Consider the following 15673-nt stretch of genomic DNA (forward strand, 5'->3'; position numbering starts at 1 on the left):
TGCTGCGTTAGCGAACAACGGAATTATCTCATTGAAAATTAATGAATATATTTTTGCTCACATCTTGAGCAAATATTCAGCCGTGTCTTCATCGGTAATCAAGGCGTTGATTTGATGGCCCATCACGGCCGCCCTGATCGCCTTGAATTTGCGTTTGCCCTTACCGATTCCAATTACGGTCGACGACTCGCGCGACGGGATAGACGCGGAGGCCACGCGCTCGTTGATCGGGTTGTCGAGGAGCTTGCCTTCGGCATCGAAGACCCACCCGCAAATCTCGCCGACGGCGCCGTTGCGCATCAGCTCCATCATCTCGTCCTTCTCGAGGAAGCCGTCGACGCAAAGCGGCCCATCGATCCCGAGTTCGCCAATGCCAACGAAAGTCACATCGGCCTGCGCGCTCATTTCCAGGGTCGAACGGACGAGCTGCTGGCCATGGAGAGTTTCCCTCTCTGCCGCCGACGTCACCAGCACCGGCAGCGGCATCGGGAAATGTCGCGCCTTCACCGCATCTGCCATGCTGAAAATGACGTTGTAGTAGGCGGCCGATCCATCCGGCGCGATGTTGCCGGTCAGCGACACGATCCGATGGTTGGGACATTCGATGGCGGGCAGCTGATCGACGGCAGCCTTGAGTGTCCGCCCTGTTCCGACGGCGAGCACGATCGGATCAGGACGCTTCAGCCACCGCTCGATTTCGGCGGCGGCGGCTTCCGCAATGCCGACTGTTGTGGAGCTGGAATCGGAATCGCTTGGCACGACTTCTACATGCTTGAGTTTGAACTTGTTGCGCACCGCATTGGCGAGCTCGAGGCAGGCCGCGATCGGATGGTCGAGCCGAACCTTGATCAACCGCTCGGCGACTGCCAGTGACACCAACCGTTGCGCGGATTGCCGCGAGATACCCATGAAGGCAGCAATCTCGTCCTGCGTTCGCCCTGCCACATAGTAGAGCCATCCCGCGCGCGCCGCGTCATCGAGCCGTCCCGAAGTTTCGGATTTTCTTACCATCAAGTCTCTACCATGCAGAAAGAACCGGCCGGAGCCGGTGCGAAGCGTTCACGTGCATATTGCGGCAGATCAAACCAGAATTCGGGCAAATGTCGAGTGCATTGAGAAATTGCGCAGGCATTTCCAGCGCGCCAAGCATATGAAGGCAATGCCATCGGGTTGCCATCCTTGTCGATCAAGCCGTGCTTGACCACGGGTTGAACTGTAAGCTAACTGGCAGCGAGGAAAAACTGTGCGAATTCTGCTGGTTGAAGACGACAGGGCGATAGGCGGGGCAGTGCGCGATCACGTCGCTGCCGCCAGCCATGCTGTGGACTGGGTCCAGGATCTTGCCAATGCCGACGCCGCCATTGGGCCTGTCGATTACGGGTTGATCCTCCTCGACCTTCAGCTGCCGGACGGCAGCGGCGTAGCGTTTCTTCGTCGCCTTCGCGATAAGGGACTGAAAACGCCCGTGATCATCCTGACGGCACGCGATCAGATCTCCGATCGCATCGACGGACTGAACGCCGGCGCCGACGACTATCTGGTCAAACCCTTCAATCTCGACGAATTGGAGGCACGCATCATGGCGGTCGCACGCCGCTATGACGCCAATCCTCATCCCGTGCTCCGCATTGCCGATATCGAGATCAACCGCCCCCTGCATCAGCTCTCCGTCGCCGGCGAGGCTGTCATCCTGACAAGCCGTGAGTGGGCAGTGCTCGATTTGTTGACGGCCCGCCCGGGCGCGATCGTTCCGAAGGACAGGATCGAGGAAGCGCTCTATGCGTTCGGCTCTGAGATCGAGAGCAACACGGTCGAGGTTTACGTGAGCCGCTTGCGCAAGAAGATTGGCAAGGACAGGATCCGCACGGCACGCGGCATCGGGTACACACTCGGATGAAGATGAAGCGCGAACGCAGCATCACCGGCCCGCTTATTCTTGCCCTGACAACCGTCATGGTTGTCTTCTGGCTGGCTGCGATTGGCCTTAGCATCCGCGTGATGCAGCACGAATTTGATGAGATTTTCGACGGCGCTCAGCAAGAGACAACCGAGCGCTTGCTGGCTCTGATCCTCGACGATCTGAACCAGAGTACGAAAATCGATCCGTACAGCATGGCAAAATTCGATGCTGCGGCCAGACGTGAGTATCTGACCTATCAGGTGCGCGATGCCAGCGGCAAGGTGGTGCTGCATTCCAATGATGCCCCCGCTGAACCCTTCGACGCGCCACTTACGACGGGCTTCCACGACACGCCGACTGCTCGGATCTTCACCGACATGGCGGCAGACGGTTCTCTATTCTTGCAAGTGGCCGACCGGTTCAAGAACCGGCGCGAAGCCGTACGCGAAAGCGCTGTCACCCTGCTCATCCCTCTGGTCGCACTCATTCCCGCCAGCATTTTCGCGATCTGGTTCATCGTCGGACGCGCTTTGCGACCAATTGATGCGCTTCGGCGGGATATCGGCACGAAGGACGGCGGCAACATGGCGAAGATCGACACCCAAACTTTGCCGGTCGAACTCAGGCCAATTGCGCGATCTGTCAACCTGCTCCTCGGACGCCTGCGTGACGCCCTGGAAGCCGAGCGCGAATTCACCGCCAACAGTGCGCACGAACTGCGCACCCCGATCGCCGGGGCGCTCGCGCAGACCCAGCGCCTTGCCGAGGAACTGCCTCCGGGCGCGACACAGGATCGCGTCCAGCAGGTCGAAGCCTCACTGGTCAATCTCGGCCGCCTGGCAGAGAAGCTCCTGCAACTGTCCCGGGCGGAGGCCGGCATCGGCGGAAGCGCAAGTCCGGTTGACCTGCGTCCCGTCCTTGAGATGGTGGTCACCGACTTCCAGCGTGACAGCCGCACGAACGGCAGGCTTCGATACTCCGCCGCGCCGGACGCCAGGCTCGTCCGCAACGCCGACGTGGACGCCTTCGGCATCGCTGCACGCAACCTGATTGAGAACGCGCTGATCCACGGCGATCCGGCTCTGCCGGTCACGGTCAGCCTCGATGACAACGGCATCGTCCGCATTGTCAACGGCGGGCCGCCGGTTCGCGAAGCCGACATGGCAGGCCTGAAGAAGCGCTTCGGCCGCGGCAAGACGACAGCGTCCGGTTCCGGCCTCGGACTGGCAATCGCCGATCGCGTCGTCACACAGATGGGCGGGACGCTGGAACTGTTGTCGCCCGCGACGGGCGAGCAGGCCGGCTTCGAAGCGAAAATGACGCTCCCTGCCTGATCGGGTTTTGGCTTGCAAAAGCGGCGGAAGGGTGCGAGCAGACGCAGAGGCCATCCAAAACCAGCAGAAACCGAATGATTATTTCTTTCGACATCGGCGGCTCCGCCATCAAGGGCGGCGTCGCGCACACGGAAGCCGACATCACGCCACTCGGCCGTCGGCCGACCCCCAAGGATGATTTTCCTGCCTTCGTCGACACGTTGAAGGCCATCATTGCAGAGACGGGCGAGCATCCGACGCGCCTTGCCTTCTCGATCGCCGGCGTCGTCGACCCGGACACGCAACGGCTGACCTGCGCCAACATTCCTTGCATCCACGGGCGCAACCTTGCCGCCGACCTCGAAGCCGAACTCGGCCTGCCAGTGCTGATCGCAAACGACGCGGACTGCTTTGCCATGGCGGAAGCCGATCTCGGCGCCGGGCGCGGTCACCGCATCGTTCTGGGCGCCATCCTAGGGACGGGCGTCGGTGGCGGTGTCGTTGCTGATGGCCGCCTGATCAATGCCGCTGGCGGCTTTGCAGGGGAATGGGGCCACGGCCCGGCGCTCGCATCGCATGCAGGCAATCCGCCCGTTGCCATTCCGGCCTATCCTTGCGGCTGTGGCCAAAAGGGGTGCGTCGACACAGTCGGCGGCGCTCGTGGTCTTGAGCGGCTACACAAAACGCTTCACGACGCGGACCTCTCCAGCCAGGAGATCATAGATGATTGGCTGAAGGGCGAAACCAAGGCGACGCGCACGATCGATGTCTTCGTCGATCTCGTCGCCTCGCCGCTCGCGCTGACGATCAACATCACGGGCGCAACCATCGTCCCGGTCGGCGGCGGACTTTCCAATGTCGAACCGCTGCTTGCAGAGTTGGACAAGGCCGTCCGGCAGCGCATCCTGCGCAAGTTCGATCGCCCGCTCGTGGTTCGTAGCGAATGCCGCGTCGAGCCCGGCTTGATCGGCGCTGCATTGCTTGGCTTGAAAGCGGAAGCCGCCCAGGCCTGAGCTTCAGCCAAAAGAAAATGGCGCGGTTCTCACCGCGCCATCACTCTCTTTATTCAGCCGCCATGGCCGGCGGGTGAGTGCTTTCGGCCTCGGGCGCATTGCCATTGGCAGCGCCCTCCTCCGTTCTCGACGTCTTCGGCTCCTTGCCGAAGAACAGCGCGTAGGCAGCGGGCAGCACCAGGATCGTCAACACCGTCGCGACCAGAATGCCGCCCATCATGGCATAGGCCAGCGGCCCCCAGAAGACGCCACGTGAGATCGGGATCAGCGCCAGAACGGCTGTCAGCGCCGTCAGCATGATCGGGCGGAAACGCCTGACCGCGGCACCGACAATCGCCTCCTGCCGATGCATCCCCGCCTTGATGTCCTGGTCGATCTGGTCGACGAGGATGATCGAGTTGCGGATGATGATACCGAGCAATGCGATAACGCCGAGGATGGCAACGAAGCCGAACGGTGCACCTGATATCAGCAGAGCCGCGGCCGCACCGATGATCCCGAGCGGACCGGTCGCCAGCACCAGCATCGCCTTGCCGAAGTGCTGCAGCTGCGCCATCAGCAAGAGGACGATGACGAGGAGCATGACCGGAGCCTTGGCCGCAATCGAGGCCTGGCTCTCGGCGGAATCTTCCGCACCGCCCTGGATCTCGATGTTGTAGCCGGCCGGCAGGCTGTCGCGCAGCGGCTTCATGTCCGCATACATCTTCATGACGACGTCATTGGATTGCACATCATCCGGCAGCGTCGCGCGAACGGTGATCGTCGGCAGGCGGTCGCGGCGCCATTCGATACCCTGCTCGAGAACAGGCACGACCTTGGCAACTTGCGAGACCGGAACGAAGCCACCGAAGTCCGTCGGTACATAGACCGAATTGACGGCCGACAGCAGGGAGCGGTTGGCCTCCGGCTCGCGGGCAACAATCGAAACCGTCTCCTCGCCGTCGCGGAAATCGTCGAGCGGGGCGCCCGACATTGCCGTCTGCAACATCTGGCGGATACGCTGCGAGGTAACGCCGAGCGCACGGGCGCGGTCCTGATCGATCACCAGCTTCATCGCCGGCACAGGCTCCAGCCAGTCGTCGTGGATCGCGCCGAGCTGCGGGTTGGCCTGGAACTTCGCCTTTACCTCGTCGGCGATCTTGCGAACTTCCTGGCGATCCGGCCCCATGATACGCATCTGCACCGGCCAGCCCGTCGGCGGGCCGAGGAACAGGCGATCCACCTTGCCCCTGATATCGGGGAAGTCTTCTGCAAGGATCGTCCGCAGCTTCACGATCAGGCGCTCACGGGCAGGCTCGTCGTTTGCCATGACGAGAAGCTGTGCAAAGTTCGGGTTGCGAAGCTGCTGGTCGAGCGGCAGGAAGAAGCGAGGCGCACCTTCACCGATATACGTGGCGACGAACTTCTTGTCCGTGTCATCCATGATCTTGGCTTCGAGCGCCTTTGCCTGCGTCTCTACTTCCTTGATGCTGGTGCCTTCGGGCAGCCAGAGATCGACGAGGATTTCCGGGCGCGAGGACTGCGGGAAGAAGTTCTGCGGAATGAACTGGAAGGCCCACAGGCTGGTTGCAAAGGTAACGAGTGTCATCGCAACAACGATGATGCGGTGACGCACGGCCCAACCGACAGTCGACCGCAGGCGCCGGTAGAAGCGCGTGTCGAAAACGTCGTGATGCTCGCCCGCATGGTGGCGCTGCTTCAGGATCATGTAGCCGAGCCAGGGCGTAAAATAGACGGCCACAAACCATGAAACCACGAGTGCGATGCCGACGACGTAGAACAGCGTTCTGACGTATTCGCCGGCAGTGGATTCAGCAAACCCCACCGGGATGAAGCCCGCGGTGGTGATCAGCGTGCCGGTCAGCATCGGGAAGGCGGTCGAGGAATAGGCGAAGCTCGCCGCCTCGATCTTCACGAGGCCTTCCTCGAGCTTCCGCTCCATCAATTCGACGACGATCATGGCATCGTCGACAAGCAGGCCGAGCGCAATGATCAGGGCACCGAGCGAAATGCGCTGCAGGTCGATCCCAAGTTCGTACATGATGGCGAAAGTAGCCGCCAGCACGAGCGGGATGGCAATCGCGATGACGAGCCCCGAACGCCAGCCGATGGACAGGAACGACACGATGAGCACGATCACCAGCGCTTCGCCGAGCGCGTGCATGAATTCGCTGATCGCATCGGTAACGACGTCGGGCTGGTTGGAAATCTGGTCAACGGAGGCACCGTACGGCAGCGATTCCTCGAAGCGATGGTAGGTAGCTTCAACGTCCTTGCCGACGTCAGTCACCTTGAAACCCTTGGCCATGACGACGCCGACCTGGACGCTCTCATGGCCGTTGAAGCGAAATTTGCGCTGATAGGGATCTTCGAGGCCCGAATAGACCGTGGCGATATCCCCGAGACGCGTGACCTGATTGCCGGCCTTCAGCCGCAGTTCGCGGATATCTTCCGCCTTTGTCACATCGCCTTCAACGGAAATGCGCACCGAACGCGTGCCGGTATCGACCGATCCGGCCGCATCGACATTGTTCTGCCCCTTGATCGCATTCTGCAGGTCAAGCACCGTCAGGCCGCGCTCCGCAAGGGCTTTCGAGGACACGTCGATGTAGATCTTCTCGGGCTGGTCGCCGATGATGACCGCCTTTTCGACACCGGGCGTCGTCAAAAGCATGTCGCGCGCCTGGATGGCGAACTTCTTCAGCTCGGGATAGCTGTAGCCATCGCCGCTGATTGAATGCAGCGTGATGTAGGTGTCGCCGAACTCGTCGTTGAAATAGGGTCCGAGCAGCCCCTCAGGCAGCTCGTTGGAGATGTCACCCACCTTCTTGCGCACCTGATAGAAGGCGTCTGCCACCTCGGCCGAGTTGGTATCGCCCTTCACCTGCAGGGTGATGATGGCGCTCCCCGCTCGCGTATAGGATTTGACCCAATCGATGTGCGGGGTTTCCTGCAGCTTGCGCTCGATCTTGTTGACGACCTGATCCTCCATTTCCTGGATCGAGGCACCCGGCCAAACGGCCTGCACGACCATGACGCGGAAGGTGAAATCCGGATCTTCCTTCTGACCCATGCGCATCAGCCCGAGCACGCCGGTAATCAGGATCAGGCCAAACAGGAAGCGCGCAATGCTTGGATGGCCGATGGCCCAGCGCGACAGGTTGAAGGGGCGCTTTTCGGCGGTCGAGTTGTCCATGGTCCTATTCCCTCTCCTGACCGCTCGCTCAGCGCACGATGTCGCCGGTTTCGATCTGCGCCGATTGTTGCTCCGGCAGCTTGACCTTGAGGTTCTCGGTCATGAACTGCGTCCCGGCGGCAACAACGAGATCGCCACCCTTCAAGCCGTTTGCGACATGGACGCCAGCCCCGGTGAAGTCCGCGACACTGACCTCACGGGCATGAACAGTCGATGCGGTGCGATCAACGACCCAGACAATCTTCTTGCCATCTTTCTCGGCCAGCGCACTCAGCGGAATGGCAACATTCGTCTCGGCATTGCCAATGGCAGCCTCGACCGTCGCGGTCATGCCAAGCAGCACGCGATCATCGGTCGGAAGGCTGACGCGAACGGAGAAGGTCCGTGACTGCGCATCGGCACTGCCGGAAACCTCGCGTACCTTGCCGTCAAGCACGAGCTTGCTATCCGACCAGAAGCTTGCCTTGACGGTCTTGCCTGGCTTGAACTGCCCAATGTCGTTTTCCGGAACGGCGATCTGCACTTCCTTCTCGCCGTCGAGCGCAACGGCGACGACAGGCGTACCTGCCGCGACAACGGCGCCGGTATCAGCGCTGATCGACGTGACGATACCGCTGCGGTCTGCCTTCAGCTCAGTATAGACGACCTGGTTCTTGGCCTGATCGAGCGACGAGGCCGCGGCATCCCGCGTCGAAACCGCTTGATCGTAGCTGAGTGCTGCCTGCTCCATCTGCGACTTTGCCGTGACGCTCTTGTCGTAGAGCTGCTGGGCGCGCTTGTTGGCAAGGTCAGCGGTTGCCACACCCTTTTCGGCAGCGGCAAGGTTGGCCTCGGCTGTCTTGACCGCCAACTCGTAATCGGTCGGATCGATCTCGGCGAGCAGATCCCCCGGCTTGACGCGATCACCGATATTGACGCGGCGGTCGGTGATTTTGCCCGCAACGCGGAAGCCGAGATTCATCTCGACACGTGCCTTCACCGCGCCGGAATAGTCGAGCGCACGCGTGTCCCCGGCCGCGGCAACTTCCACGACCTTGACCGGCCGCAGGATCTCTTTCGTCTCGGCTTTCTTCTCCTCGCTGCAGCCGGATACGGCGAGCGAGACGGCGCCGAGGAGCGCGAGACTGACAAAGGACGGCAACTGGACTGTCTTCAGCGAAATCATCTTTCGCACTCCTAAAATGGCTTTATCGGTTGATCTACGGCCTTTGCCGCGTGTTATTTTTTCAGTGCTCTGATCGAGAATTCGATCAGCTCATCGACGGTGGCGCGGTTGGTCTTGGAAAGACATTGCGCCACCATCTGGGGATGACAGAGATTGATGGTCGCGGCCCCGAAACAGCGGGACGCGACATCCGCGTCCTGCTCGACAAACTCGCCGGCAGCGATCCCTTCGCGGATCACATCGGCGATCAAGGCATGAATGCTGTCGATGTGCTTCTCGATGACGTGCCAATCGCGCTCGATCGCGACGACGACCATCTCATGGACCTTTTCCTGGTCGAGCATGGTCTCGACCGTCATCTGGTACTGGCCGTGCACGAAACGTCGCAACCGATCGGAAGCACTGATCGGCAAATGGCAGGTGTCGTAGGCCATCTGGTAACCGGCCGCGAGCATGCGGCCACAGATCGCCTGGTGGATTTCCACTTTCGAGGCAAAGAACCGGTACACATTGGCCGGCGACATACCAAGATCGCGGGCAATGTCGGCGACAGTCGTCTTTGCATATCCATAGTGGCGGAATAGCCGCTCGGCAGCGTCAAGAATGCGCGTCACATTCTCCTGACGGGCTGCCTCGATCGTGTTTTCCGCGGCGTCGCTGATCAATTTCGGATACTCCGATTACGACTGACGATTTTTGAATTTCGTCAGTCGTAAGATATCAATCGTAATCTGTCAAGATTTTCGTATGCGCCCACGTGGTCCCGAGACTCACCTGCTGAGGCGAATCAGGGATAGTAAAACGTGATGATTAGGAGGAACGGCGAATCAGATCGCCCGCACGACGAAGCTGCGGGGCGTGGGTGCCGAGACACCGGGGAACTTGCTAGGCCGGGAGGACAACAAGTGCCGGCGTCAACGCGCGGCACTCGGTCTTACTCATGCTCAGGCGAGCTTGACATCCAAGGAAATCGGCACAGCCGAAAGCGCCTTCGAGACCGGGCATCCGGCCTTGGCCTTATTGGCGAGTTCGATGAATGTTCTTTCATCTGTGTTCGGCACCGAACCTGTCAGCGAAAGATGGATTGCCGTGATCGCGAAGCCGCCTTCCACGCTCTCAAGCGTCACCTTTGCTGTCGTTTCCATATCAGTCGCCTTGAGGCCCGCTTCTTCCAGGATAAGCGACAGCGCCATCGTGAAGCAGCCAGCATGCGCCGCTCCGATCAGCTCTTCCGGATTTGTACCTGGGATACCCTCAAAGCGGCTCGAGAAGCCGTAGGGATAGTGCTTGAGGGCGCCGCTCTGCGTTGAAATCTGCCCCTTGCCGTCCTTCAATCCACCCGACCACTGCGCTGAACCTGTGCGATTGATCTGCATGCCGTTCTCCTATCCAGATTAGAGGAAGCTGAAAGAGACAATCCGCCTCTTTGACGCGATATAATCCTCTATCGACAGAAGGCGACAACCCCGTGAAATTTCTTCGAGACGGGGCACCCGGACACAGCTCAGATCTCCCGCCGCGCGGTATCGAGCGTGTAGAGTTCTTGCGCGCGCTTGACGCCGCGAAGCGCATAGCGACCGACGCAGGCCAATCCGCCGCGCTCATCGTCCGGGATCGTTGACGCAAACTCCGACGACATCAGCACATTGAAATCGACCGACCGGCACATCGAGGCGATCCGGCTGACTTCGTTCACGGCCGGCCCGATGACGGTGAAGTCCAGCCGCTCGCGACTGCCGATATTGCCGTAGAAGACATCGCCGATGTGCAGACCGATATAGACTTCCGTTGTCGGGCGCTCCTCGAGCGCGCGTTCATCGTTCACCGCCTTCAGGTTCTGCCTCAGCAATCGCTCGGCTCGCAGTGCCGCGCGACAGGCTTCTGCGGGCTCATCCGCCTTGAAGATCGCAAGCACCCCGTCGCCGATGAGCTTCAACACGTCACCCCCCGCCTCGTGTATGGCCGAAATGACGACGTCACTGTAGGCATTCAACATCGGCAGGATTTCTTCCGGCGGCGCGCTGTCGGAAATCTTCGTGTAGTTTACAAGATCGGAGAACCAGAGTGTTGCCGATATCCGCTCGGATTTACCCCGTGTGATCTTGCCCTTGAGTACCTGTTGTGCAGCATCGTCGCCCAGATAGACCTCCGCGATCGTCCTGGCGATGCGCGCCAGCGCGATGCACTTGATCGCAAGCGCCAGCACCGGCACCAGCTTTCGCAGGATGGCGAGGTCGTGATCCGAAAATCCTTCTGAATGGCGCGTCGCGAAATGGGAGAAGAAACAATCCATCTCGCCGATCGTGCCCGCCTTGGCGAAGCGGTGAACCATCGCGACAAAATCGGTGTGGCCCTGCTCGCGCATTGCTTCGAGCATGACAAAGTCGGTCGGATCGCCGAACCCGATGCGTCGCCGGACCTCATTCTCTTCGCCTGCCCAGAGATGGTAGAAGGCGGATCGCTGCCAGCTTTCCAGTGCGGTGCCTTCGCTGGAGGGTCCATACTCGAACTCGGTTTCGACCTCTTCCTGGCTGTCCCAGCGAAACGCACGGCCCTCGTGGACGGGATGCAGCGTGTCCATCAGAGCCATTCCGCGATCCAGAGGAAGGCCGCGCTCGCGGCAGGCCTCACAGAAACCGGTCAGCAGCTCGGCCTCGGAAGCCCCCTTCAACCCCTGCTCGGTCAGCCAGGCCGCAACGGTTCCTATATCACTGTAATCCATGCTGTTTCCCTCGCTCGTGCGAAAGCTGTATCGCGATTTCGCCGACAAGGAAAAGGCAAACCTCAATCCATGGCAGGCATGTTGTAAGGTGTAACAATTTCCACTGACGACAATGCCGGAGGCGCAATTCCACCTCTGACCGAATGGCCCATAACGACGCGGAAGGCCGACCGTGCGTCCATGCGCAGATCATGATGGAGCACAAATCCGATCTTGCGAGCAGCCAACAGCACCCGATTGTCCGCATCGAGATCATGCGCAACGAAGACGCGGATCGACCGCTGCGCCGCTTCAAAGGCGGCCAGCACCGCCCGGTTTCCGCCGCCGATGGAATAGACCGCGTCGATCGCGGCATCCGCCGCAATTGCCCGGGCGGCGAGCGTTCCCGTCGCCACGTCGGTGCCATGCCCTTCGCTGATTTCGGTCACGGTGATCAGCGGATATCGTTCACGCAGAACACGACGGAAGCCAATCTCCCGCTCCTCCTCACCACGGAAGCGACCGCTGGAGAGCGTAACGAGGACGCGCCCGGGCGCTCCGCCAAAATGCTCCCCTATGAGATAGGCCGCCGTCTCGCCGGCCGCGCGGTTGTCCGCGCCAGCATACGCACTACGCGAGGAGTTCGGCAGGTCCGTCACCAAGGTAACGACCGGAATCCCAGCCTCGGTCGCTCGGGCTACGGCGGCACTGATCTCCGGCACGTCAGGTGCCTTCAACACGATGCCGTTCGTGCCTCGCAGCCGGATCCGGTCGAGCAGTTGCACCAATTCCGCCTGCTTCATCACCTCGGCAAAATGAAACCGGCACCGGAATACCGTCGGCAGAAAGGTCGCAACTTCTGCTTCGAAAGCGTCGCGAACAGCCGTACTGAAACGCTCGGGCGTTTCCATGACGACGTCGATGGCGAGCTTCCTTCCGCTCACCTCTCCACCGATCTGCTGCTTCTCGAGCTCCGCGATCGCGGCCTGTACCCGCATCGTCGTCTGGTGCCGAACGCCGCTTCGACCATTCAGAACGCGGTCCACCGTCGCCGTGCTCAAGCCGGCTTGAAAGGCGATATCCTTGACGAGAAACCGATGTGCCACGCAGTCCGTCTTGATGGTTTTTTGATGGATTCCTGATCTATAACACACCAAGCGGCGGCGTATAGTGCCCTCATCGGAACGGGAGGAGCACCATGAAAACCGATAACCTGCAGAAACTGCGCGCCGATCGCGTCTGGTTGACCGAGGATGCCTGCGATCTCAGTGATTTCCGCAAGCTGGCCGAGAAGGCAACGGCTCTCGCCGACTATCCGACAGCCGATGCAGTCGAAAAGAACATCCTGATCTATGACAGCGCCAAGGTCATTGCGGCGATCGCTACCTCAGAAGGCCGGAGAGCAGTTCTCGCCGAAATCTGCGAGGCCTTCGGCGAAGGGCCCGGCGTCGTCGTCTTCAAGCACGCCTACAGGGATACTGGCGTTATCGACCGCGCCAGCGCAATATTTGACGACATCATCGGGGAGCAGCATCGTACTGCAACCGGCGGCGGCGATCATTTTGCCAAGCCGGGCGCCAATGATCGCATCTGGAACTCGCTGGAAAAGCACTGCCTCTCCGATCCCGAGAACTTTGCCGAATACTACGCAAACCCCATCGTTGCGATCGCAAGCGAAGCCTGGCTCGGCCCGAGCTATCAAATGACCGCCCAGGTCAACCGGGTCAATCCGGGCGGCGCGGCGCAGTCCGCTCACCGTGACTATCATCTGGGCTTCCAGTCCTCCAAGGTGATCGAGCAGTTCCCGGCGCATGTGCACAGGCTCTCGCCGGTACTGACATTGCAGGGCGCCGTCGCGCATTGCGACATGCCGCTCGAAAGCGGACCTACCCTCTTCCTGCCGCACAGCCAGACCTATGAACCCGGCTACCTCGCCCTCAAGCGCCAGGAGTTCAAGAACTATTTCGAAGCACATCATGTCCAGCTGCCGCTCGAAAAAGGCGACGTGGTGTTCTTCAACCCGGCCGTCTTCCACGCAGCCGGTACGAACCGCTCGACTGACATCAAGCGCGTCGCCAATCTGCTGCAGGTCTCGTCCGCATTCGGTCGCGCCATGGAGACCGTCAATCGCGAACGCATGAGCGCCAAGCTGTTCCCGGCATTGAAGTCGCTGAGGGGGAAACTGTCCGAAACCGAAATCTGCAACGCGGTTGCCGCCTGCGCCGAGGGATATTCCTTCCCGACCAACCTCGACCGCGACCCGCCACTTGGCGGCCTTGCCCCGAAGACGCAGGCGCAGCTGATGCACGAGGCGTTGCAGGAAGATTGGGACGATGCGCGGTTCACGTCGACACTGGCGCAACAGAGCGAGCGACGCCTGAGCTGACGCATCGGCATTGACGAATTCAGCTCCCGACGCCCATGGCGCCGGGAGCTTTTGGCATATGATCCATCATCAAAGGAGGAAACGCATGAGCACAGACCACGGCCGCCTCGACGGCAAAATCGCGATCGTAACAGGCGGCACGCAAGGGCTCGGCGCAACTATCGCCCGGCTCTTTGCAGAACGCGGCGCAAAGGGTCTCGTGATCTGCGGCCGCAACGAGCAGAAGGGCAAGGCGAAAGCCGAAGAGATCGCTTCCGCCACCGGCGCCAGGGTCGTTTATGTCAAGGCCGATCTCGGGCAGGTCGAGGATGCCAGAAATGTCGTTCACGTGTGCGACCAGACGTTCGGCCGCGTCGATGCGCTGGTGAACGCCGCAGCCATCACTGACCGCGGCACAATTCTCGACACCAGCCCGGAACTCTTCGACGCGATGTTCGCCATCAACGTCCGCGCGCCGTTCTTCCTGATGCAGGAAACGGTGAAGGTGATGCGTCGCGAGAAGATCGAAGGCACCATCGTCAATATCGGCTCCATGTCGGCCAAGGCGGGACAGCCCTTTATTGCCGCCTATTGCGCATCCAAAGGTGCGCTGGAAACGCTGACAAAGAACACCGCCTACGCGCTGCTGCGCAACCGCATCCGCGTCAACGGCCTCAACATCGGCTGGATGGCATCCGAGGGTGAGGATCGCATTCAGCGGGAATTTCACGGCGCACCGGCCGACTGGCTGGAAAAGGCCGCCGCCAGCCAGCCGTTCGGCCGCCTCGTCGATCCCGAGGAAGTGGCGCGCGCCTGCGCCTATCTCTCTTCGGCGGAATCCGGCCTCATGACCGGGTCGATGATCTGCTTCGACCAGTCGATCTGGGGCGCCTACGACGGATCGCCGCATCCGGACACAGCGCTTTGAAAAAATGCAGAGCCCGACGCTTTTGCCAGCGCCGGGCTCTGGAACACATCACCGTTTACGTTTACGAAGAGCGTCACATCGCTTTGGGAGGAGCTGCCTGTGTCGGACGATACGCTCTATGAAATCCGTGACGATCGTTTCAGTGGCTTGATCGCCGGCAGCGCCCGGTTGGAAGAACTCTATAGCGGCTGCCGCTGGGCAGAGGGGCCTGTCTGGTTCTCGGACCTGAATTGCCTGATCTGGAGCGACATCCCCAATGAGCGGATGATGCGTTGGGTGCCAGATGGAAGCGTCTCGGTTTTCCGCTCACCGTCCAACTACGTCAACGGCAACACCCGCGACCGCCAGGGCCGACTGATCTCTTGCGAGCACGGCGGCCGGCGCGTGACCCGCACCGAATTCGACGGCCGCATCACGGTCCTGGCCGACAGCTATAATGGGAAGCGCCTGAACTCTCCGAACGACGTCGTCGTCAAATCGGACGGTTCGATCTGGTTCACCGATCCGAGCTACGGCATCATGTCCGACTACGAAGGTCACAAGTCCGAGCCCGAACAGGAAACCCGCAACGTCTACCGCATCGACGCTCCGACGGGCGAGATCGAGGCTGTTGCCACCGATTTCATCCAGCCCAATGGCCTTGCCTTCTCGCCTGACGAGAAGCAGCTCTACATTGCCGATTCCGGATCCCGCAACCATGAGGTCCCGCGCCACATCCGCGTTTTCGACATCGTGGACGGCAAGAGGCTCGCCAACAGCCGGTATTTCTGCTCGATCGACAGCGGCGTGCCGGATGGCTTCCGTTTCGATGTCAGCGGCAACCTCTGGACCAGTGCAGCCGATGGCGTTCACTGCTTCGCGCCCGACAGCACGCTCCTCGGCAAGATCAAGGTGCCGCAGACGGTCTCGAATATCGCCTTCGGCGGTGTGAAGAAGAACCGCCTTTTCATCACGGCCACCCAATCGCTTTACTCGATTTACACCACCACCAACGGCGCCCAGTATCCATAGGATAGCATCGCGCTATCGGACCAGGACGTCAGCCAGCCAGGCTCTCCAATCCAGAAAGAACCACCAATGCTTAAGCTTTCA

General features: G+C 60.8%; 13 protein-coding genes. 6 read left to right on the forward strand and 7 right to left on the reverse strand.

The window, feature by feature from the left end; all coding sequences use genetic code 11:
- Nucleotides 1-57 precede the first annotated feature (57 nt).
- The gene (locus JNB88_RS26110) at nucleotides 58-1011 is read right to left on the reverse strand and encodes a sugar-binding transcriptional regulator (protein ID WP_220357990.1); all 954 of its coding nucleotides are present in this window, start codon (nucleotides 1009-1011) and stop codon (nucleotides 58-60) included.
- A 232-nt stretch (nucleotides 1012-1243) separates the two neighbouring features.
- On the opposite strand from JNB88_RS26110, the gene JNB88_RS26115 reads away from it, so the two are divergent.
- The 3 genes from JNB88_RS26115 (at nucleotide 1244) to JNB88_RS26125 (ending at nucleotide 4226) form a co-directional block, all read left to right on the forward strand.
- Nucleotides 1244-1897: a response regulator gene (locus tag JNB88_RS26115; protein ID WP_037133318.1), complete on the forward strand. Its 654-nt coding sequence runs from the start codon at nucleotides 1244-1246 to the stop codon at nucleotides 1895-1897.
- 2 nt (nucleotides 1898-1899) lie between these two features.
- The gene (locus JNB88_RS26120; RefSeq protein ID WP_220358053.1) at nucleotides 1900-3234 is read left to right on the forward strand and encodes a sensor histidine kinase; all 1335 of its coding nucleotides are present in this window, start codon (nucleotides 1900-1902) and stop codon (nucleotides 3232-3234) included.
- 74 nt (nucleotides 3235-3308) lie between these two features.
- On the forward strand, nucleotides 3309-4226 hold the full coding sequence (locus JNB88_RS26125; RefSeq protein ID WP_220357991.1) for an ROK family protein: 918 nt from the start codon (nucleotides 3309-3311) through the stop codon (nucleotides 4224-4226).
- A 49-nt stretch (nucleotides 4227-4275) separates the two neighbouring features.
- Here the strand turns inward: JNB88_RS26125 and JNB88_RS26130 are convergent, their stop codons facing one another.
- The 6 genes from JNB88_RS26130 to JNB88_RS26155 all read right to left on the reverse strand — a co-directional run bounded on the left by JNB88_RS26130 (nucleotide 4276) and on the right by JNB88_RS26155 (nucleotide 12394).
- Complete coding sequence (locus JNB88_RS26130; RefSeq protein ID WP_220357992.1) at nucleotides 4276-7422, reverse strand: efflux RND transporter permease subunit; 3147 nt, start codon at nucleotides 7420-7422, stop codon at nucleotides 4276-4278.
- 28 nt (nucleotides 7423-7450) lie between these two features.
- The gene (locus JNB88_RS26135; protein ID WP_220357993.1) at nucleotides 7451-8587 is read right to left on the reverse strand and encodes an efflux RND transporter periplasmic adaptor subunit; all 1137 of its coding nucleotides are present in this window, start codon (nucleotides 8585-8587) and stop codon (nucleotides 7451-7453) included.
- Nucleotides 8588-8640: 53 nt separating this feature from the next.
- On the reverse strand, nucleotides 8641-9249 hold the full coding sequence (locus JNB88_RS26140) for a TetR/AcrR family transcriptional regulator (RefSeq protein ID WP_220358054.1): 609 nt from the start codon (nucleotides 9247-9249) through the stop codon (nucleotides 8641-8643).
- A 282-nt stretch (nucleotides 9250-9531) separates the two neighbouring features.
- Complete coding sequence (locus tag JNB88_RS26145; RefSeq protein ID WP_220357994.1) at nucleotides 9532-9963, reverse strand: OsmC family protein; 432 nt, start codon at nucleotides 9961-9963, stop codon at nucleotides 9532-9534.
- A 128-nt stretch (nucleotides 9964-10091) separates the two neighbouring features.
- On the reverse strand, nucleotides 10092-11309 hold the full coding sequence (locus JNB88_RS26150; RefSeq protein ID WP_220357995.1) for an adenylate/guanylate cyclase domain-containing protein: 1218 nt from the start codon (nucleotides 11307-11309) through the stop codon (nucleotides 10092-10094).
- A 62-nt stretch (nucleotides 11310-11371) separates the two neighbouring features.
- Complete coding sequence (locus JNB88_RS26155; RefSeq protein WP_220357996.1) at nucleotides 11372-12394, reverse strand: LacI family DNA-binding transcriptional regulator; 1023 nt, start codon at nucleotides 12392-12394, stop codon at nucleotides 11372-11374.
- Between the two features lie 92 nt (nucleotides 12395-12486).
- Between JNB88_RS26155 and JNB88_RS26160 the strand changes: the two genes are divergently transcribed.
- From JNB88_RS26160 to JNB88_RS26170, 3 genes are all read left to right on the forward strand, one after another.
- The gene (locus JNB88_RS26160) at nucleotides 12487-13674 is read left to right on the forward strand and encodes a phytanoyl-CoA dioxygenase family protein (protein ID WP_220357997.1); all 1188 of its coding nucleotides are present in this window, start codon (nucleotides 12487-12489) and stop codon (nucleotides 13672-13674) included.
- An 85-nt stretch (nucleotides 13675-13759) separates the two neighbouring features.
- On the forward strand, nucleotides 13760-14581 hold the full coding sequence (locus tag JNB88_RS26165) for an SDR family oxidoreductase (protein WP_220357998.1): 822 nt from the start codon (nucleotides 13760-13762) through the stop codon (nucleotides 14579-14581).
- Nucleotides 14582-14680: 99 nt separating this feature from the next.
- A complete protein-coding gene (locus tag JNB88_RS26170) occupies nucleotides 14681-15592 on the forward strand; it encodes an SMP-30/gluconolactonase/LRE family protein (protein WP_220357999.1) in 912 nt (303 codons plus the stop codon).
- Nucleotides 15593-15673 lie beyond the last annotated feature (81 nt).

It is taken from the genome of Rhizobium cauense (assembly GCF_019511525.1).
In the GTDB taxonomy this organism is placed as follows: domain Bacteria; phylum Pseudomonadota; class Alphaproteobacteria; order Rhizobiales; family Rhizobiaceae; genus Rhizobium; species Rhizobium cauense.

Excerpts from the sequence above, each read along its gene's own strand:
- JNB88_RS26110 (WP_220357990.1), bottom strand. The coding sequence starts at position 1,011 with ATGGTAAGAAAATCCGAAACTTCGGGACGGCTCGATGACGCGGCGCGC.
- JNB88_RS26120 (WP_220358053.1), top strand. The coding sequence starts at position 1,900 with ATGAAGCGCGAACGCAGCATCACCGGCCCGCTTATTCTTGCCCTGACA.
- JNB88_RS26125 (WP_220357991.1), top strand. The coding sequence starts at position 3,309 with ATGATTATTTCTTTCGACATCGGCGGCTCCGCCATCAAGGGCGGCGTC.
- JNB88_RS26130 (WP_220357992.1), bottom strand. The coding sequence starts at position 7,422 with ATGGACAACTCGACCGCCGAAAAGCGCCCCTTCAACCTGTCGCGCTGG.
- JNB88_RS26135 (WP_220357993.1), bottom strand. The coding sequence starts at position 8,587 with ATGATTTCGCTGAAGACAGTCCAGTTGCCGTCCTTTGTCAGTCTCGCG.
- JNB88_RS26145 (WP_220357994.1), bottom strand. The coding sequence starts at position 9,963 with ATGCAGATCAATCGCACAGGTTCAGCGCAGTGGTCGGGTGGATTGAAG.
- JNB88_RS26150 (WP_220357995.1), bottom strand. The coding sequence starts at position 11,309 with ATGGATTACAGTGATATAGGAACCGTTGCGGCCTGGCTGACCGAGCAG.
- JNB88_RS26160 (WP_220357997.1), top strand. The coding sequence starts at position 12,487 with ATGAAAACCGATAACCTGCAGAAACTGCGCGCCGATCGCGTCTGGTTG.
- JNB88_RS26165 (WP_220357998.1), top strand. The coding sequence starts at position 13,760 with ATGAGCACAGACCACGGCCGCCTCGACGGCAAAATCGCGATCGTAACA.